The following is a 20,219-nucleotide window of genomic DNA, read 5'->3' on the forward strand; positions in this document are numbered from 1 at the left end:
GTGATCATATAGTGCGACAAACCCTGATGCAAAAAGGCTTAATGCCGTCTCAGATGTTGAATGAAATCGACGGATTTATGGATAAAATTCTCGATTTATGCAAGCAATTATCTTTAGATCTTTCTCGTCATCAAGCTGACCATATTGCTATGAGAATTAATGACGCTGACGTCGCTAAAGCAGCACATCAAGAATGGCTGCAATATGGCCGTGTTATCTCTGAGGCGACCATCAATGGTAGACCGATTATTGTCATGCAATTTGAGCAACCAATCGTGACAAAAGTAGGTGAAATAGAGTGCTTAGAGTTGCCATACCCAGCACAGAACAAGTCTCACCCTGTTGAGCATTGGGAACACATTGAATTTGTCGTGCCGTCACAAGCCATTACTGCTGAAGATTTCCTTCAAGATCTTATTGCGCAGTTTCCGGGCTTTGCTGATAAGATCGCAAACCTCAAAACCAGCGGTATTAGTATGAAACTCTCTAGCCCTCACGGAGAAGGTGAGCGACTCGCCAACCCAACAGTGGCGTTTAAATATGACGGTGTGTGTATCAAATTACATCCTCATAGTTTGAGAAACATTGTCGCTTCGGAGCAGTCAATATAGGGCGAAGGTAATGTCGTCCTAAGTAAACCGCCTGTAATGGGTATCTCGTGCTTTCTTTCAGGCTCGGCAAGAGATAGCCATTGCATATAAACCAGTGATTGCTTTACTAACCAGAAGAGCAGCATTATATGTTGCTTCTACTTTAAATTTCGTCCACTTCGTGACTTTCAAATGCTTTCGTCTATCCTTAATCGGAATAATGTGAAATGTATCAATAAAAATCTGCAGCGTGACAGGTATACTATTTTATAAATAGTAACTGAGTGCAAATCATAATAATTAAAAGTAATAAGTTAAAGTTCTTACTCTGTACATGAGTAGGGCGATTTATTCGCCAAATTTTATCTATGCCTGTAATTCAATATTTTCATTATATAGCCATATTATAGTTATGATGATGAGTCATCGTGTTGGAAATGTAGCAAAATCGAAACCAACCGTTCGATGAGTATGCTTGGTTTAAGTGACTCTTGCTCCAAAAGAAGCAGTGCTGGTAATTTGTAGATTCAATATTTTTTCGAATAGTAAAACTCAATAATAATGTAAAAGTTAACCGGAAGGTATAAACGTATGAAACCTAAAACACTCTTACTTTACACATCGCTTATTATACTAGCTCATCCATTGCACGCTGAAGTACTCAATGTGTGTGGCACGGTTGGTGGGTTTGAACACCCGATTATTCATGATGCTAACTCCCAAAATACGGTCTCAGTACATGATATCAATGGTCTACAACAGGCTTTAGATAATGGGGAAACAAATATCTATATTCCAGGTGATGCAGTAATAAAACTACCTTATATAAAAGATGGCTTAGATATCCCTGACAACGTGGTCATTTACAGCGATAGAGGTGTAAATGGTAGCAAGGGAGCGTTGCTGAAAGTTGATTATATAGATGAGAAACAGCATTACTTTCCTATCATCACAACGGGTAATAACGTAAAGTTAACAGGTATGAGGATTCAAGGGCCAGTGTCAAATATAGATACAAATGTTTTGACAATAGGCGTTCAAAATAAGGTTGATACGGTTGGGCTAGTTGTAGAAAATAATGAGATTTATGGTTGGGGAGGAGGTGCTGTTTCTGTCAAGAAAGGGCAAAACGTTTTAGTTAGAAACAATTATATACATCACAATAGAAAGAAAAGCCGTGGCTATGGTGTTGTTGTTCAAAATGGAAATTCTTCAGCCTCAATATTCTGTAATGTCTTCGATAGTAATCGACATAGTATCGCAGGCTCTGGTCAGGAGGGTGAGTCTTACACCGCCTCGTATAACGTTATTTTAGAAGAAGGTAACGGCCATTCATTCGATATGCATGAATCTAGCGTCAGCCCAGGTGTAGGAGGACAATCTATAAGGGTTATCAACAACTGGTTTGCATTCGGTGGGACCAAGTGGGGTCACTATCCATCGATTATCATCAGAGGTGTCCCCTTGGATGGAGCTGCAGAAATCATAAGTAATAGTTTTCGTTCTCCTTTCGAATATATAGATGCCGGCGGACGAGTAAAAAGAGCGATTGAAGGAGTTGTGGGGGCCATAGAAACAGATTTAGAATTAAAGGAAAAAAATGACTATTCAGTCCCAATGGTATTTAGGAAAAATGTAGATAGTTGCTATTTGGACATACTAGAACCGAGTCAGTCTATACCTGTTGCATGCCAGGCTATTAGTAGTTATTTAAATTAGCCATAAGCGTACTATTACTCAGTTCTATTACTCAGTTTCGGATATGAGGCCTTAACACTATTGTGATAGAGCCTCTAAATATAATATATAGCTGGTGTGTTTTAAACTAGAGTTGGCTTAAAAACACCGAAAAATCGTTGTATTTGAGTTGTATGTTAATGATTTTCATCCCAATTGCTTGCTGATATATCTATAACCTTGCTGATGTGCAGGATGAATATTTCAAAGCTACAAGCATTTTTTAGTATAAAAACACTGTTGCCTATAATCTTGCACCAGTCATGATTAACTTCTAAAACAGCGAGTTTAATATCTGATCCGACTAAGTATGCAAACTCCTCTTTTAAATGTGTAAGCGTTTTTGTTCTGTTTTCTGCGGATGTCTTTAACAGTTCTAGTGACTGAATAGTGTTCATTACTGCTCCTAGCTATAGAAAATCAGGCACCAAAGTGTTCTATATGCATCTGGTGCCCTGTTTAATTATCCATTTTTATTTCATTCGTACTTATATGGTCTCATTTAACGGAATATAACTTGTCTTTATTGCTTTGCAGCGGAGCGAGAAATAATTATGTAGCCAGTTAATGTTTTTTTGTTTTTCAGGGCCACTGGGATCTTATAATAAAATGTAACGATAGGTAGTTAACTGGTATGACTAGATTATATTAGTTTAGTATGATGATGTGTAATTGAGTGTAAGGGTTTCGTTGATAGCTGCTTTGTTGTTGAACAATTTATCAAGCTAAGGAGTGACTTACTAATGAATGCTGTAATTGATATTTCTGTAAGTAGTTGGAAGTGTTTATTTTTATCAACGGTTAGTATTTAAGTCGCCTGTTTAAAACGTAAGGTAATGTAAGGTGTTTTAATCTTAAGCTTACATTTTCTTATGGCGTGAATTGCGAGCAGGGTAGATAGCTACCCCAAGTAACGTTATAGGTGGTTTGAGCACAGCACTCACTATTCTAAAAACGGAAACAAGGTAGTGGAACAAAGGAGCCAGAGTGACTAAGCCATGAGCTGATAGTCTCATTGGCTCCTTAGCGAGTTAGAGAATCACGGTTTTATTACCATAAACAAACACATGATCATTGATGACTTTATTGAGCGCTTTGGATAGTACGTTCTTTTCAACGTCGCGACCTGCTTGAGCCATGTCGGCCGCGCTGAAGTTATGATCCACAGGAATGACGTCTTGTTTAATGATTGGACCTTCATCAAGATCATTAGTAACAAAGTGCGCGGTCGCGCCGATGATCTTTACACCGCGGTCATAGGCTTGCTGATACGGTTTTGCGCCAATGAAAGCAGGTAGGAAACTATGGTGAATGTTAATGATTTTGTGATGGTATTTTTCAACAAAAGCAGGTGTGAGTACACGCATGTATTTGGCGAGTACTAGGTAGTCAGCATCATATTGGGCAATGACGGTTAGCATTTTTGCTTCGTGCTCTTCACGGCTCAACCCATCATGAGACACGTAATGGTAAGGAATATCAAATTTTTCCGTGAGGCTCTGAAGTGTATCGTAATTTCCGACCACGGCAGCAATGTCGACATTCAAGCTGCCATCATAATTTTTCATTAAAATATCACCGAGGCAATGCGCTTCTTTAGTGACTAAAATAACGACTTTCTTACGAGATGAATCGACTAATGAACGCTTAGTGCCCGCTGGCAGTGCTTGGTCTAAGTCGGCCAGTAAGGTCTGATTATTAAAATAGCCTTCCAGTTCGGTACGCATAAAAAAATGACCACTGGTATTGTCTACAAACTCATTGTTATGAATGATGTTCAGTTGGTGTTTGTAACAGATATTGGTGATTTTTGAGATGAGTCCCGGCGCATCATTACAATGCGTCAGCAGGGTTTTCTTTTCCATGATTTACGGCTTCCGTGAAATAGTAAAAATTTGGTACCAATTGAAGTAGCATCGATCTCAATAACGTTGAAAATACAATCTATTGAAGTGAATCGTAATTTACGATCAAGAGGGTTTTAGTTTGGTGCGTTTATTGACGTAACACGCAATCTATCCACCAGTTTTAATCTATTCTGGCTAAGGTTTCAACAAAATCGAAAGGTATCTTCCAAATCGTGTCGAAAGGCTGTGAACTTTTTTCGATTTTATTACGGCCTTTGTTTTGTTTAGAAGGAAATGCTATGGATAGAGAACTATTAGCACGAAAACTTTACGATCAACGAGTATCAAAACTGATAGGTGATAAACACGTTGATAGTCAGCGCCTGGACTTATTATGGGAAGAAAAGGTTTCCCCACAGCACGCCGTAGAACACTTGAAATCATCGGAAGAAGAGCACAGCCCCCCAACGTGGTTGTCTCGCTACCTTAATCGTCATTAGCTTCAAACCCTGTTACACATTGGGAGGTTATGCCATTTGGGGAGGCAGTTTACGCTCCACATCTCCTTACGTACTACAAGCATGACACCTTGTTCAGGTATACTAACGCCATTCTTAGCTAATTGACTCGGTGTCATGGTATCTAAAGCAATCAATAAGGCTTTCGCGTCAGGCGGAGCTTTAGGACAAGTTATCCCCGGTTTTCAACCTCGTCAGCCGCAACTGGATATGGCTAACGCGGTAGAAAACGCGATTCAGCAAGAAGCGCAGTTGGTTGTAGAAGCGGGCACGGGTACCGGTAAAACCTTCGCCTATCTTGTTCCGGCATTACTGAGTGGTAAAAAAACCATTATCAGTACTGGGTCTAAAAACCTGCAAGAGCAATTGTTTCACCGCGATCTCCCCTTGATGGTGGATGCACTTGGCTTTCATGGCAAAGTGTCACTGCTAAAAGGGCGCTCTAATTATTTGTGCTTAGATCGCTTGAGTCGTCAGATGGTTGAGAGCCATACCACAGAAACTCATACCGAATTGCTATCGCAGCTAGTCAAAGTGCGTGGTTGGGCATCGGAAACCAAATCAGGTGACTTGGGTGAATGCGATGCCATTGCCGAAGACAGTCCCGTGATTCCCACTATCACTTCTACCAATGATAATTGTTTAGGTAAGGACTGCCTTAGCTATCAAGATTGTTTTGTTCTAAAAGCAAGAAAACGCGCCTTGGACTCCGACGTTGTCGTGGTAAATCATCACCTTTTCCTGGCTGATCTTGCCATTAAAGAAACGGGCTTCGGAGAGTTGATTCCAGAGGCGGAAGTGTTTGTCTTTGATGAAGCGCACCAAATTCCAGACATTGCCAGCCAGTATTTCGGTCAGTCTTTATCGAGCCGCCAAATTCAAGATCTTGCGAAAGATATAGAGATCGGTTACCGCACTGAAGCGCGTGATATGAAGCAGTTACAAAAAGCGGGAGATAGACTGTCTCAAGCGGCGATGGATTTACGTATTGTGCTTGGGGATACGGGGTTTCGAGGTAACTGGCGTGATGCGATTAAGTCTCCGTCTATTTTGCGAGAGGTCGAAAGGCTGCGTGACTCTGTCGTGCTGTGTATTGATGTGCTGAAACTGGCATTAGGTCGCAGCCAGTTATTGGATACCGCTTTTGAGCGCGCTAATTTAATTAAAGGACGCATTGAACGCGTATGCGATGTGTCCATTACGGGTTACTCCTATTGGTACGACACGACGCCAAGGCAGTTTAGTTTACACATTACCCCACTTAGTGTGGCTGATAAATTTCATGAGCAGATTGAAGCGAAAGGTGGGGCGTGGATTTTCACTTCAGCAACGCTGGCAGTGTCTGAGGACTTTCAACACTTTACTTCACGCTTAGGTCTGACCCCAACACAGCAATTTTCGCTGCCTAGTCCTTTTGATTATTCAACACAGGCAAGATTGTGTGTGCCCCGATATTTACCTGAGCCCAATAGTAAAGGACTCGCTGAGAAGCTGGTCGCTATGCTGGCACCCGTCATAGAAAAAAACCAAGGTCGCTGTTTTTTCCTATGCACTTCGCACAGCATGATGAGAGAGTTAGGCGAGCGCTTTCGCGAAACGCTCACCTTGCCAGTTTTGCTGCAAGGTGAAACCAGCAAGCAAAAAACCTTGGCTGAGTTTATGGAACTGGGGAATGCTTTGCTTGTGGCGACAGGGGCGTTTTGGGAAGGAATAGATGTTAGAGGTGACGCGCTTAGCTGTGTTATTATCGATAAATTACCGTTTACCGCACCTGATGATCCGCTGCTTAAAGCGCGAATTGAAGACTGTAAGCTTCAAGGGGGTGACCCTTTTAATCATGTGCAATTACCGGATGCGGTTATTACGTTGAAGCAAGGTGTCGGTCGATTGATTCGCGATCAAAAGGACTGTGGTGCTCTGATTATTTGCGATAACCGTTTGGTGACGCGTGACTATGGCGCTACTTTTCTCGCCAGCTTGCCGCCTATACCGCGGACTCGAGACCTCGGAAAAATAGAGACATTTTTGCTACAATCCCAGCAAAGTGCACCAAAAAAAGAACGCATTGAGAAATAGATGACTAACAAAATTCTAGCAATTGATACCGCCACTGAAAACTGCTCTGTCGCACTTTTAGTCGGAGATAAAACTTACGTTCGCAGTGAACTTGCGCCACGTGATCATACTAAGAAAGTCTTACCTATGGTTGATGAGCTGCTAAATGAGGCGGGACTGACTTTACAAGATCTTGATGCATTAGCGTTTGCACGAGGTCCAGGTAGCTTTACTGGCGTGCGCATTTGTATTGGTGTGGCTCAGGGGCTTGGCTTTGGTGCTGATTTACCGATGATTGGTATTTCGACGTTAAAAGCCATGGCGCAAGGCGCTTACCGTAAAAATGAAACCACCCACGTTGCGACCGCGATTGATGCCCGTATGAGCGAAGTCTATTGGGGACGTTTCGAGCGTCTTGAAAACGGCGATTGGACGGAAGTTGAACCAGAACAAGTAGTTGCACCGGACACGGTAGTGGCGAATACACCTCAAGATAACATAACATGGGCAACGGCAGGAACCGGTTGGGATGCGTATGCTGAATCATTGTCGTCGCTTGCGATTGATACTCAATCATCCGGTGTACTCTATCCAGAAGCGGAAGATATTGCTTTCTTAGCGCAATATGAGTTAGCAAAAGGCAATGTCGTTGCTGCGGAAGAGGCTAGTCCTGTTTATCTACGAGATAATGTGACTTGGAAAAAGCTGCCGGGAAGAGAATAAATTACCCAGCTACTTTTAGCTCGGTATTTTAAGATGCTGAGCTCGTAGGATAAGTTGAAGGGGTAGGATCATCGCCCCTTTATCAACACAAAGCTGTGTCTATATAAGATCGTATAACACCACGTACACGTTAACGTCGCGGTCATTGCAGTAAGGCATTTAATACAACCACGCATTAGGTGAGGCATATGGTTTCGATTCAAGGTTTACCTACCGTCCACTCTCAGCAGCGGACGAATAAAGCAAAGCGTAAGCAATCGGTATCGAATACCCCCACGTCTCAACCCACCCCTCAGATTGGTCAGTCTACACAAGTCACGAAAGTTGCTCAGGCAGTGGCTCATTCAGTAAACACTATTTCTGATGCAGACGTGCACCGTACTCACGTTCACTATGATTTACCTGAAGGAAGGTCTAAACAAGCGCTGGAAGCGTATATGAATGTGATGAACCGTGCTAAACGCGAGGAACTTGAACAGCTGTTTGGTGTCGATATGTACGTGTGATAATGAGAATGATTAATGTGTGGAGCAAGAATGAATAAATCTTTGAAATTATGGGGGGCATTGTGCCTGTCTTTCATGCTCACCGCTTGTGGTAGCTTACCGGACTCACTGGCCACAACGAACGAAAATGTTATTGCGCAATATCAACCGGTTGTAGATGCGCAAGATGGCAGTGAAGTTCGTCTTGGCGGGGTCATAGATACCGTCACGAACCTTGCGACTCAGACCCGAATTGAAATTGTTAACCTTCCTATCGATAAATATGGCAAGCCGGATATAGACCAAGAGCCTAATGGCCGCTTTATCGCGTACGTGGACGGGTTTATTGACCCAGTAACGTACACAAGAGGTCGACTGATCACTGTCGGCGGAAGTAAAGCGGGCGATGAACGGGGAAAAGTTGGCGAATTTGAAGCCGACTTTCCAGTGATAAAGGCATACGGACAGTATTTATGGCGAGTGGAAGAGCGTCTAATTATCAACCGTCAGGCGAGCGCTTTTCATTCTTGCTGGGGCTACTACTGTGACGACTTCTATTATGGGCCAACGCAAGGTCGCGTTATTAAAGAGGTGAAGTAATCTTGCGAGCTTTTAAAGAGTGTTTACTGCAAGTTAACGATAGAAACATCGCTTACTTGGAGTATCAAGGCGCTGTATTTCAAACAGAGGAAACGACCGTTAAGACGGTCGTTTTTGTTCATGGCTGGATGGATAATGCCGCGAGCTTTCACAAATTGCTGACTATCATTGAGCAGCAGCGATTGAGTTGGCGTGTTTTGGTCTTGGATCTACCGGGTCATGGGCATTCAACTCATAAAAATAGTGACCATTTTTATAGCTTTCATGACTATATTGACGATTTACATCAGGTTTTGGTTAATCTTCAAGCGGTCAATGCATTCTTGGTTGGACATTCGCTTGGTGCATTGATTGCAAGTTGCTATAGTGCCGCCTTTCCTGAAAATGTCGCAGGATTAGTTCAAATTGAAGCGCATTTCCCAATGGCAGAAGACCCCGTTCAAGCGGTCAGTCGGTTGAGAAAAGGCATCGAAAGTCGCGAGCGCTGGAGAAACAAAAAACGGCGAGCACTGCCGTCCTTTGATGACGCGGTGACTATGCGGATGCGAGCAACGAAATTAGATGTCGACTCGGTTCGTCCTATTGTGGAGAGAGACCTTCAAAGCGTTGATGGGCAGTGGTATTGGCGCCATGATAGCAAGCTCAAATGTGAGTCTGTGTATCGTATGTCGCGACTACACGCTGAAGCGGTGATGTCCGCCATTTCCATTCCTCATATGGTTATATTAGGTCGCTCTGGATACGGTTTTCTTCAAGACAAACTCGCCTTAGAAAAACTTAACAATGTGCAAGTAGAGTGGGTAGACGGTGATCATCATTGCCATTTAGAATCGCCAGATAGAGTATTTGAACTAATTTCTGAACTAGTTAACAAAAATTAAACAAGTGTTTGAGTGTTTCGTGCGTGAAAGGGTTGCCTGTGCTGTAATAGTAAGCAATACCAATGAGTAACGGATTCTCAGGTTGTGAGTTGAATGTAACAAGTTGTTAAATGGCGAAGATTTAAACAGCTAAGTTTTTAAAGGCTCACATTTTGAAGATTAAACGCAAGACTTAATACGCTAGGAGTGTAATTGTGGATAAACCTTGGCTTTCTCGATACCCAAATGACGTGCCAGAGAATATCAATCCGGATCAGTATCCTTCTTTAGTAGAGATGTTCGAACAGTCGGTGCATAAATTTGCCGATCAGCCCGCTTTTGTTAACATGGGCTCGGTCATGACATTTCGTAAGTTGGAAGAGCGCAGCCGTGCGTTTTCTGCCTATTTGCAAAACGAGCTAAAGCTAAAAAAAGGTGACCGCGTTGCCATTATGATGCCTAACCTGCTGCAATACCCTGTTGCGTTGTTTGGTATTTTAAGAGCTGGCCTCATCGCGGTTAATGTGAATCCACTTTATACGCCGCGAGAGTTAGAACACCAGCTCAACGATGCAAACGCCAAAGCGATAGTAATCGTGTCTAACTTTGCCAATACGTTAGAGCAGGTTGTTGATAAAACGCCAATCAAACATGTGGTCTTAACTAGCCTTGGACAAATGTTGCCACGAGCGAAAGGCACAGTGGTTGATTTCGTCGTGAAGTACGTAAAAGGCATGGTGCCAAAATACAATCTTCCGGGTGCGATTTCATTTCGACAAGCCTTACATAAAGGACGTCGCCAGCAATACGTGAAACCGTTTATGTCGGGTGACGACATCGCATTTTTGCAATACACCGGCGGTACGACGGGTGTGGCGAAAGGCGCAATTCTCACGCATCGCAATATGATAGCGAATGTACTGCAAGCGAAAGGCATGTACGGACCAGTATTGCAAGAAGGGCGTGAGCTGGTAGTAACAGCGCTGCCGCTGTATCACGTTTTTGCTTTGACGGTAAACTGCTTGCTGTTTGTTGAAATGGGTGGTCAAAACCTACTCATTACTAACCCTCGTGATATTCCTAGCTTCATCAAAGAGCTACAAAAGTACCCATTTACGGCGATCACTGGCGTTAATACACTCTTTAATGCGCTTATTCATAATGAAGACTTCCATGAGCTAGATTTTAGAGGGCTACGTCTGTCTGTGGGTGGCGGCATGGCGGTGCAACGCGCCGTTGCCGAACAATGGAAAAAGACGACAGGCTGTTTACTGCTTGAAGGGTATGGCCTGACGGAGTGTTCGCCGTTAGTTGCTGCTTACCCTTACGATTTAGAAGAGTATAACGGCTCGATTGGCTTACCCGTTCCGGGCACAGAAGTGCGCATTGTTGATGAAGAGGGTCAACCTGTATCCGATGACTCTACGGGAGAACTGCAAGTTCGTGGTCCGCAAGTAATGCAAGGCTACTGGCAGCGAGTGGAAGCGACCAAAGAGGTGATCAATCAAGAAGGGTGGTTATCAACGGGTGACATCGTCAAATTTGACGAGGATGGCTTCTTGCATATTGTCGATCGTAAAAAAGACATGATTTTGGTATCGGGCTTCAACGTGTATCCTAATGAAATTGAAGATGTGATTGCGTTGCACGATAAGGTACTTGAAGTGGCGGCTATCGGTGAGGCAAATGAAGCATCGGGAGAGTTGGTGAAAGTGTATATTGTGAAAAGCGATAACAGTTTAACCAAGGAAGAAGTTATTGCGCACTGTCGTACCCATTTAACTGGCTATAAAGTGCCAAAACGTGTCGAATTTAGAGATGACTTACCCAAGACCAATGTGGGTAAGATTTTACGCCGAGTACTCCGCGAAGAGAACGACGCGAAACTGACACCAACATCAGAAAAAACGGTTTAGCGTTAACCTTTTGTTACTATCGATGTTAAAATGCCAGCTCTCAATGCTGGCATTGTTTTTTTTAAGAGAGTCGTCGTGGAATATCAGATAATTACAGAATTTGCCGAGTTAGAATCGGTATGCACAAAAGCTCGTGAATCCGACGTGGTTATGTTGGATACGGAGTTTGTTCGTATCCGAACCTACTACCCAAAACTGGGTTTAATTCAGCTCTATGATGGTCATCAGCTTTCCCTGATTGATCCGCTGACGATAAGCGACTTCTCGCCATTTATCGCATTATTGCAAGATGCGTCAGTCTTGAAGGTCTTGCATGCTTGTGGTGAAGATTTAGAAGTGTTTGCCAATAGCTTCGGTTGTATGCCATTTCCAATGGTAGATACGCAGATTATGGCGGCCTTCCTTGGCTATGGGTTGTCGACAGGCTTTGCCGCGTTAGTGGATGAATATATTGATGTCCAGTTGGATAAGAGTGAATCTCGAGCCGATTGGGTTGCTCGACCACTGACCCAAAAGCAACTTGACTACGCTGCGGCTGATGTATTCTATTTATGGCCTTTATATCAACAATTAAGCGACAAAGTAGAAGAGAAAGGCTGGTGGGATGCAGCGCTACAAGAGTCTGAGTTGATGACACAAAAGCGCGGTAAAATCCCTAATGCTGAGTATGCTTATTTGGATATTAAAGGCGCATGGCAACTTAGCCCTAAACAGTTAGCCGCGCTTAAGCCACTCGCAACATGGCGGCTTAAAGAAGCGATTCGTCGTGACTTAGCACTTAATTTTGTGGTCAAAGAGCAAGATCTTTGGACCATCGCGCGCTTTGGATTGACTCAACCTAAAGCCATGGAAGAAGAAGGGCTAGATCCTCGCTCTATCCGTCGACATGCCGACAAAATTGCGTCTATCGTGAAATCTGCCAAGCAGTTATCAGCGGACGAGTACCCTGACAAAATTGAACGTTTAATGGATTACCCCGGCTATAAGCAGATCTTTAAACTGTTAAAAGATGAAGTAAAAGTGGCCTCTCAGCAGACTGGGTTGGCAACTGAGTTTTTAGCATCGAAAAAGCAGTTGAATCAGTTCTTATCGTGGATTTGGAACAAAGACCGCGATCCAGCGCAGCTGCCTGACGTGATGCAGGGGTGGAGAATGGACGTGTTAGGTCGACATTTAGAAAAGCGAATGAACTAAACGAATGCTTTTAAGCCGCTTTAGATAGAAAAAACCGAGTGAATCATCACTCGGTTTTTTTATGCGCATCCCGCAATGTGCTAGCTATTCACTCGTTCAGAGTTGGAGGCAATTGGGGAGTACCACTCAGAGTGCTAGTTATTGCTGTGCAGTTCACTGTTAAGCTCTACTGCACTTTTATTAGTGAGGCACTCAATTTGACCTGTCACTGAGTTGCGACGGAACAGTAAGTCAGACTTACCTGCTAGGTCACGCGCTTTGGCAATCTCAACTTCTTGACCAGTAGAATCCAGCATACGAACCTTAGAACCTGCTGTGACATACAGACCAGACTCAACCGTACAGCGATCGCCTAGTGGGAAACCAAGCCCAGCATTTGCGCCAAGCAGTGAGTTTTCACCGATAGAGACAACCACCGTACCGCCGCCAGATAGTGTGCCCATAATAGAAGCGCCACCACCAATATCAGAACCGTTTCCAACCACAACACCTGCAGAGATACGGCCTTCAACCATGCTCACACCTGTCGTACCGGCATTGAAGTTGATGAAACCTTCATGCATAACGGTGGTCCCTTCACCCACATGTGCGCCCAAGCGAACACGTGAAGTATCAGCAATACGAATGCCTGTTGGTACCACGTAATCGACCATTTTAGGGAATTTATCAACACAGTCGACGGTTAGGGCTTGTCCCGCAAGGCGTGCTTCAATTTGACGGTCTGCCAGCTCTGGAAGATCGATTGGACCTTGGTTTGTCCAAGCGATGTTATGCAGTAGGCCAAAGATGCCATCAAGTACTGTACCGTGTGGTTGTACTAGGCGGTTTGAAATTAGTTGTAGTTTCAAAAAGCCTTCTGCAACAGACTGCGGCTTTTCGTCGCTTGCAAGCACTACAAGTACAAGTGGTTGTTGTGACTGTGATGCTTTTTCAGCGAACGCGGCACTTTGAGCGTCGTCATTATTAGCAAACGCCGTCGCCAGTTGTGCGCTTTGCTCTGGGCTGATCTCGATAGCTTGGTTGCCTTGAGTGTAACCAGACACTTCTGCAATCGCGGCGATTGTCGCATCACTTGGATTGAGTCGCGGATGTGGAAAAAATGCTTCGATGATTTTTCCATCGCGGTTTTTAGTGGCGGTACCGAAGGCGAGTGAAAATGCTGCCATGACTATCGTTCTCCATTTTGAATTGTCCATAAACCAGTGCTAGTGCAGCAAGGGCTTAGATTCTGTTGATGGTTTTATCTTAAGTTGTTGGTTTTATCTTAAAGAGTGGTAACGGCAGATGAAAGAGCAAATAGGGCAAAAGTCTGTAAAAAGATATTGGTTGTCTTTATAGAGACACTTTTCGCCAAAAAGAAATCATTTCAACCGCTAACAATGTTGCTTAGTCATGATGTTAATGAGTACCAAGGGTTGTGCGGTAGAATAAGGCTGTGGCATTAGATACGGATTTAGATAATGAGGCAATGGTGAGCAGGGTGGGAAGGTATTTATTGGTGAGCAGATAAATGGACAAATAATCGGCTCAAAGTACGCGACTCTAAGCCGATTGATATATTACGCAGCGTCGTCTTGAGCTTCAACAGGCTCAACCGCTTTTGGTTTCTTCGGCGTTGGCTTACGCTTAGCACCCAGTGCGTAAAGCACTTCTTCTTTATGTTGTGCTAAGAATAAGGAAAGCTCTTCCTGTTTCTCTTCGTTTTCAATGAGCTTGCTTTCACCAAGCAGTGTAAACAGTTCATCAGCAGTATCTAACATTTTGTCATAAGCGTCAGCTTCAGCTTTAGAGGTAAAAGTCATCTTTTCTTCTCCGTTGCGTTCCACCACGTACTTGACGATTACAGCCATGGTTAATCCTCTAACAAGTTAAATTTTTTATCGACAATACTGGCTGTTTATACATAGGTTTAAAATGCTTGTCCAGTCAGCGCAGCAAAACTGAGAGCTGATTGCCTATTTACTACTCGTAGGGTCGTTATATTGATATAGACCTAGCTACGCTGCCATTGTTGGCAAAAAGAAATGAAAGAGCGCAATAATGGACTTTGGTATTTTTCTTTGTGGAAGAGTAGCCAAAATCGTCGCTTCATATCGAGTGAAACCGGTATTTCACGGATGCGACCATCACGGATAGCTGTATGGGCGGCAAGCCTAGAGATGCATGCCAGCCCTAATCCAGAAGAGACACAGTTTAAAATGGCTTCCGTTGTATTGAGCTCAAACGCTTCGTGCCATACCTCGATACGAGGGGCGACGGCCCGTAAGAAAAATTCGCGTGTGCCGGATCCGGGCTCTCTTAGGATCCATTCGCTATTTTCTAGTAATGAAAGATCAATCACCTCGCTCCCCGTGAGTGGATGGTCAACACTGGCGACAATGCACATCTCATCTTCGCTAAAAGGGGTACTTTCTAATTCTGGATGCAGTGTTTTACCTTCGATCAACCCAATATCAAGTTCATAATCAATCAGTTTTTCACAGATAAGCGCACTGTTTGAGATAAACAGTTGTTGCGCTTTGTGCTGGCAACTTTGGCGGTATTCACTGAGTAAATACGGCGCAACTTGGTTGCCTATAGTGTCACTTGCCCCGATGCGTAGCTGACCACGAAAACTTTGTTCGTCAGAAAATAAGGACTCGATGTCTTTGGCTCGGCTCAATAGTTCGTCGGCAAGTGGCAGCAGCTTTTGTCCCTCTTGGTTAATTACAAGACGGTTGTTAACGCGATCAAAAAGGGCATGACCTATTTGTTTTTCTAACTCGCTTAAAGACATACTTACGGCAGCCTTGGAGAGAAACAGCGTGTCAGAAGCCGAGGTTAGGGTTTGATGTTGAGTAACAGCAACAAACACTTTGAGTTGTTTTAGTGAAATATGAGCATTCATGTTTTGTTTTTCTGAACGTATGTTGAGGATATTTAGATATACCTAAACGTAAACTAGAATTATCATAAGTGCAACTTATAGACAGTAGACAAGGCATGATTATGATTGCGACAGCAAAACGAGCTCATCATAAAATGAAAAGCGCACCAACCCCGATGGCGGGTTTGGCGTTAGGGATTGCGAGCCTTGGATGGTGTTGGGAAAATGCGGGTGATTTTCATCACGTCGCGCAGTGGTCAAGCGCAGCGGTTGCAAGCGTATTATTGGTGATACTGGCCTATAAATTTTTGTTCCATAGTCACTTATTGGTGCAGGATCTTGCTCACCCAGTTGTGGGAAGTGTTGTACCGACATTTGCTATGGCCACCATGGTGGTATCGAACTCTATCGGGCAGTTTTTCCCTGTGCTCGGTGACAGTATTTGGCTAGCCGCAGTAGCACTGCATGTCGTGTTCCTAGCCAGTTTTACTTATCATCGCAGTCGTGATTTTGAATTGCACCATATGGTGCCAAGTTGGTTTGTGCCACCTATTGGTATTGTGGTTGCAGATGTGGCGTTTTCTGGCACGGCGTCACTAGCACCCGTTGCGAATGCGGCCTTGTATTTTGGTATTGCTGTTTATGCAGTGATGTTACCTTGCATGGTATATCGCTTAATTTTTGCGACGGAAATACCTGACGCGGCGAAACCAACCTTGGCTATTTTGGCAGCGCCAGCAAGCCTCTCTTTAGCGGGCTATTTAACGGTGGTTGCAGAACCTTCACCGGTGCTGGTGGCGATGTTATTTGGTATAGCAGTATTGATGACAATAGTGATTTATTTAGCGTTCATTAAACTGCTGCGTCTCCCATTTAGCCCAGGCTACGCGGCATTTACTTTCCCGTTGGTGATTAGTGCAACGGCGCTGTTTAAATTGGCGGCGTGGATGATAAACGTTCATGTGCCACAAAGTGCGGTGGATCAGGTGCTCACACTAGCAAATATAGAGCTAATCATTGCCACGGCCGTGGTGAGCTATGTGGCGATTCGTTATCTGTTTGCTTATTGTCCGATAAAAATGGCTTGGTCATCAAATAATACAGTATCTCGATAGGCAGACTTTGTTTATCCATGGGTAATTATGCGTTATCGCGTTGTAATGTGATAATCTTGAGACAGGATTATTTGCTAAAGGCGCGGTAACGTGTTCACCGTTTATCACTCAAATCAAATCGATGTACTTAAATCCCTATTAGTACAGCTCATTAAGATCGATCCACTCGATAACCCCTTCGAAAAAGAACAAATTCTGGTACAAAGCCCAGGCATGTCACAATGGTTGAAAATTGCTATGGCACAAGAATTTGGCATTGCGGCGAACACCGATTTTCCTCTTCCTGCGACCTTCATATGGGAGCGCTTTACCCAAGTGCTTGATGATGTCCCGTCAAGAAGTGCCTTCAACAAAGAGGCGATGACATGGAAAATCATGCATCTGTTGCCAAGCCACCTTCACGATGAAGATTTTGCGCCTCTTGCACAATATCTTGAAGGTGATGACGACGCGTCTAAGCGCTATCAGTTAGCAGAGAAAATTGCCGATATTTATGACGGCTATTTGGTGTATCGACCAGAGTGGATTGCGGCTTGGGAAGCCGGACTCACCGTCGCTGAGTTGGAAGATGAGCAACCTTGGCAGGCAAAACTTTGGCAGTCTTTATATGATCATACGGTAGCATTAGGTCAGTCGCCTTATCATCGAGCAAATTTGTATGAGCACTTTATTGATGCGCTCGCTCAGAGTCATGGTGATACGAAAGTAGACTCCCGGTTAGCGGGTTTACCAAAGCGTTTGTTTGTGTTTGGTATTTCATCGCTGCCCCCTCGTTATTTGGATGCACTTAAGGCGCTGGGGCAGCATATTGATGTCCACATGATGTTTACCAATCCTTGTCGTTTTTACTGGGGCGATGTGCGGGACCGTAAGTATCTTGCACGCTTGGCCGCAAATAAGCGCAAACATTTGCAAACGGTAGATGACGTCGCAGATGTATCGGATTGTGAGCAAACCTTGCTGTTGAAAGGGAGTATTGATGACAATCTTGATGATGAGCTTCACGTCACTGATATTGGCAACAGTTTATTGGCTTCGATGGGAAAGCTGGGGCGAGATAATTTGTATTTGCTCTCGCAACTTGAATCTAATGAGATAGACGCGTTTGTCGAGGTCGACCGAGACTCGTTACTGCATCACATTCAAGCCGATATTTTGAGTCTTGAAGAGCATCAAGATGATGCAGTTATTCTACATTCAGACCATAAGCCCGAAGTGAGCGCTAGCGATCGTTCACTCACCTTGCACGTCTGTCATAGCGCGATGCGTGAAGTTGAAGCGTTGTACGACAATCTTCTGTCGATGTTTGATAACGATCAGCAATTAAAGCCAAGAGACATTATAGTCATGGTGGCAGACATCAATGCTTATAGCCCTGCGATTCAAGCTGTGTTTGGTAATGCCGCCGGTGAGCGTTATATTCCTTTCTCCATCTCTGACCGCACGGCGGATAAAGAAAGCCCGCTACTTAATGCCTTTAATCAGCTTCTTGCCCTTCCCGAATTACGTTGTACCTCCAGTGAGTTACTTGAGCTTCTTGATGTCCCTGCCATATTGGCTCGCTTTGATTTGGACGAGCAAGAGTATGCGATGATCAAACTTTGGGTGGATGAAGCCCAAGTGCGCTGGGGAGTGGACGAGCATACTGCCAGCGAATTTGAACTGCCTGAGTTTGGACAAAATTCTTGGATGTTTGGCATTTCAAGAATGCTAGCCGGTTACGCGATTGGTGAAGAATCTGGGCTGTTGACCATTGATGACACGGTGATCGCGCCGTATGAGCAAACGCAAGGCATGCGCGCCGAAACAGCAGGCAAGCTAGCACAGTTTATTGATACCGTTGCGAATTACCGTCAGCGCCTTAATACGGCGGTGAGCATTGAGCAATGGCGCAGTGTTATTAATCAGCTCGTTGACGACTTTTTTAAAGTCGAACTCGAAGGCGAAGTGGTCATAAAGTCGATACGAGACACAATTTCTGGTCTTCAGGAGCAGTTACAAGACGCCTGTTTTGACGAAAAACTCTCACCAAAGATCGTGCGTCAGTACTTTACGAATAAATTATCTGGTTCACGCGTTAGTCAGCGATTTTTAGCCGGACAAGTCAACTTTTGCACCTTAATGCCTATGCGTTCTATTCCGTTTAAAGTGGTGTGCTTGCTTGGTATGAATGATGGTGTATATCCACGAAGTGTCCCGCCAGAGAGCTTCGATTTAATGACCGGACGAACGCGCGCTGGTGACCGATCGCGAAGAGATGACGACCGATATCTATTTTTGGAAGCGTTACTGTCTGCGCAGCAATCGCTGTACATCAGTTACGTAGGACGGTCGATTCAAGACAATACCGAACGTGTGCCTTCGGTATTGGTGTCGGAGTTGATGGAGTATTGTCAGCAAAACTATCGACTACCTGATGATGAAGCCTTGAGTGTTGATGACTCAGGTCACCGCCTCATCGAGAAGTTAACTCAAGAATACCCAATGGTGCCATTTAGTCCCTCACATTTTGATGCCAGTAGTGCAAAACAAAGTTATGCCGCTGAATGGTTACCAACGGCGCAACAGAGCGCCCAAGAGCAAGCGGTGGGGGCGGTTGCGAGTCATTTTGTTTTACCGCCGATACTTCGAACGAGCGATGAGGTGATTGAACTGGATCTTGCCGAGTTCCATCGTTTCTGGCGTTTGCCTGTGCAATATCTTTTCAATCGTCGCTTACAAGTGTCGTTTGATCAGCAGCATTTTATGGTGGAAGAAGATGAACCTTTCTCACTTAACGGACTCGAGAGTTTTGGCCTGCGTAATGAGCTCTTACATGCGCTGGTGAAAAATGGCGGTCAGCTGTCTGATGCGAAGACACAGGCTTTTCAGCAACAGCAAAAAGCGCAAGGATTCTTGCCGGTTCGTCACTTTGGTGATTTGGAATTAGCCGGAAACATGGGGCAAACTCAAGAACTGGCGCAAGCCGTGGTCGCACTCACGAGCTCAGCGGTAGAAGATGCAGAAGTTAATCTGCTCATCGATTTGGGTAAGCACCGGATTCACCTGCAAGGTTGGATAACCGGGCAGTTCTCGTCTGGATTGGTTCGCTATCGTAGTGGCAGACTAAGAGCTAGCGATTATTTGAGCGCTTGGATTGACCATCTACTCCTAGCCGCTATTGGCAAAGGGAAGGTGACCCATATGCTCGCTTATGACAAAAAAGAAGGGGTCGTGCATCGCGTGTTGCCAGCATTAGATTCTGATGCGGCGATGAGCTATCTAAAAGAGCTGCTGTCGCTTTATGTACAAGGTCTTGACCAACCATTGGCGTATTTCCCTGAAACGGCGATGGCCGGCATTGAAGCCAATTATAGTCGCGGTGCTTGGAAGCCAGATGATGAAAAAATGCTCAGTAAAATGGAAGCTAAGTTTGTTGGCGGCTACATGGTCACGGGAGAGGGTGGCAATGCCTATATTTCTCGGGTTTGGCCGCAATGGGAAGAGTCGATGGCGCAAGAGAGTAAGCGGATTGCCGCGCAAGTACTACAAGCACCAAGAACCTTAAGCCAAACGGTCGAAGATTATTACTTACAGGCTCAACCTAAGAGTTCCTGAAAGAAGTGATGTTAATGAAAGGAGTGGTGACCGCCAGCATTATTAGACTATATGTAGGGTTGCTGGTCGGCCACAGGGTCAGAGGGACCGTAATTCGTTAAGTAAATAGTAATGAT

17 protein-coding genes are annotated in these 20,219 nt (G+C 44.4%); 12 read left to right on the forward strand and 5 right to left on the reverse strand.

Features of this window, described 5'->3' with window-relative positions:
* Positions 1-11: 11 nt before the first annotated feature.
* On the forward strand, positions 12-611 hold the full coding sequence (locus L4D05_RS02050) for a VOC family protein (protein WP_428792876.1): 600 nt from the start codon (positions 12-14) through the stop codon (positions 609-611).
* A 570-nt stretch (positions 612-1,181) separates the two neighbouring features.
* The gene (locus L4D05_RS02055; protein ID WP_428792877.1) at positions 1,182-2,309 is read left to right on the forward strand and encodes a right-handed parallel beta-helix repeat-containing protein; all 1,128 of its coding nucleotides are present in this window, start codon (positions 1,182-1,184) and stop codon (positions 2,307-2,309) included.
* Positions 2,310-2,464: 155 nt separating this feature from the next.
* On the opposite strand, the gene L4D05_RS02060 is transcribed toward L4D05_RS02055, so the two are convergent.
* Entirely contained in the window at positions 2,465-2,725 is a 261-nt protein-coding gene (locus L4D05_RS02060; RefSeq protein WP_428792878.1) for a hypothetical protein, read from the reverse strand.
* Positions 2,726-3,358: 633 nt separating this feature from the next.
* The gene (gene purU / locus L4D05_RS02065) at positions 3,359-4,192 is read right to left on the reverse strand and encodes a formyltetrahydrofolate deformylase (RefSeq protein ID WP_428792879.1); all 834 of its coding nucleotides are present in this window, start codon (positions 4,190-4,192) and stop codon (positions 3,359-3,361) included.
* 281 nt (positions 4,193-4,473) lie between these two features.
* Between purU and L4D05_RS02070 the strand changes: the two genes are divergently transcribed.
* The 8 genes from L4D05_RS02070 to rnd all read left to right on the forward strand — a co-directional run bounded on the left by L4D05_RS02070 (position 4,474) and on the right by rnd (position 12,525).
* A complete protein-coding gene (locus tag L4D05_RS02070) occupies positions 4,474-4,674 on the forward strand; it encodes a hypothetical protein (protein WP_265675847.1) in 201 nt (66 codons plus the stop codon).
* A 135-nt stretch (positions 4,675-4,809) separates the two neighbouring features.
* Positions 4,810-6,768 (forward strand): DNA repair helicase YoaA, encoded by a 1,959-nt coding sequence (yoaA, locus tag L4D05_RS02075; protein ID WP_428792880.1) that lies wholly within the window; start codon positions 4,810-4,812, stop codon positions 6,766-6,768.
* A complete protein-coding gene (gene tsaB, locus L4D05_RS02080) occupies positions 6,769-7,470 on the forward strand; it encodes a tRNA (adenosine(37)-N6)-threonylcarbamoyltransferase complex dimerization subunit type 1 TsaB (RefSeq protein WP_265675844.1) in 702 nt (233 codons plus the stop codon).
* Between the two features lie 188 nt (positions 7,471-7,658).
* Entirely contained in the window at positions 7,659-7,976 is a 318-nt protein-coding gene (locus L4D05_RS02085) for a chromosome partitioning protein ParA (protein ID WP_265675842.1), read from the forward strand.
* Between the two features lie 30 nt (positions 7,977-8,006).
* Positions 8,007-8,555: a Slp family lipoprotein gene (locus tag L4D05_RS02090; RefSeq protein ID WP_265675841.1), complete on the forward strand. Its 549-nt coding sequence runs from the start codon at positions 8,007-8,009 to the stop codon at positions 8,553-8,555.
* Between the two features lie 2 nt (positions 8,556-8,557).
* A complete protein-coding gene (locus tag L4D05_RS02095; protein ID WP_428792881.1) occupies positions 8,558-9,436 on the forward strand; it encodes an alpha/beta fold hydrolase in 879 nt (292 codons plus the stop codon).
* A 194-nt stretch (positions 9,437-9,630) separates the two neighbouring features.
* Positions 9,631-11,331, forward strand: a complete 1,701-nt coding sequence (fadD, locus tag L4D05_RS02100) for a long-chain-fatty-acid--CoA ligase FadD (protein ID WP_428792882.1) — start codon at positions 9,631-9,633, stop codon at positions 11,329-11,331.
* A 75-nt stretch (positions 11,332-11,406) separates the two neighbouring features.
* Positions 11,407-12,525, forward strand: coding sequence for a ribonuclease D (gene rnd / locus L4D05_RS02105; RefSeq protein ID WP_428792883.1), 1,119 nt, complete (start codon positions 11,407-11,409; stop codon positions 12,523-12,525).
* Positions 12,526-12,659: 134 nt separating this feature from the next.
* On the opposite strand, the gene dapD is transcribed toward rnd, so the two are convergent.
* The 3 genes from dapD to L4D05_RS02120 form a co-directional block, all read right to left on the reverse strand.
* Complete coding sequence (gene dapD / locus L4D05_RS02110; protein ID WP_428750560.1) at positions 12,660-13,691, reverse strand: 2,3,4,5-tetrahydropyridine-2,6-dicarboxylate N-succinyltransferase; 1,032 nt, start codon at positions 13,689-13,691, stop codon at positions 12,660-12,662.
* A gap of 393 nt (positions 13,692-14,084) precedes the next feature.
* Positions 14,085-14,375: a YebG family protein gene (locus L4D05_RS02115; RefSeq protein ID WP_428750561.1), complete on the reverse strand. Its 291-nt coding sequence runs from the start codon at positions 14,373-14,375 to the stop codon at positions 14,085-14,087.
* A gap of 143 nt (positions 14,376-14,518) precedes the next feature.
* Positions 14,519-15,412, reverse strand: a complete 894-nt coding sequence (locus L4D05_RS02120; protein WP_428792884.1) for a LysR substrate-binding domain-containing protein — start codon at positions 15,410-15,412, stop codon at positions 14,519-14,521.
* Between the two features lie 101 nt (positions 15,413-15,513).
* Here L4D05_RS02120 and L4D05_RS02125 point away from each other — a divergent pair, with 101 nt between their 5' ends.
* The gene (locus L4D05_RS02125) at positions 15,514-16,506 is read left to right on the forward strand and encodes a TDT family transporter (RefSeq protein ID WP_428750563.1); all 993 of its coding nucleotides are present in this window, start codon (positions 15,514-15,516) and stop codon (positions 16,504-16,506) included.
* Between the two features lie 90 nt (positions 16,507-16,596).
* Positions 16,597-20,103 (forward strand): exodeoxyribonuclease V subunit gamma, encoded by a 3,507-nt coding sequence (gene recC / locus L4D05_RS02130; protein ID WP_428792885.1) that lies wholly within the window; start codon positions 16,597-16,599, stop codon positions 20,101-20,103.
* The last annotated feature ends 116 nt before the right edge of the window (positions 20,104-20,219 follow it).

Source organism: Vibrio nomapromontoriensis, assembly GCF_050337205.1.
Classification (GTDB): Bacteria; Pseudomonadota; Gammaproteobacteria; order Enterobacterales; family Vibrionaceae; genus Vibrio; species Vibrio nomapromontoriensis.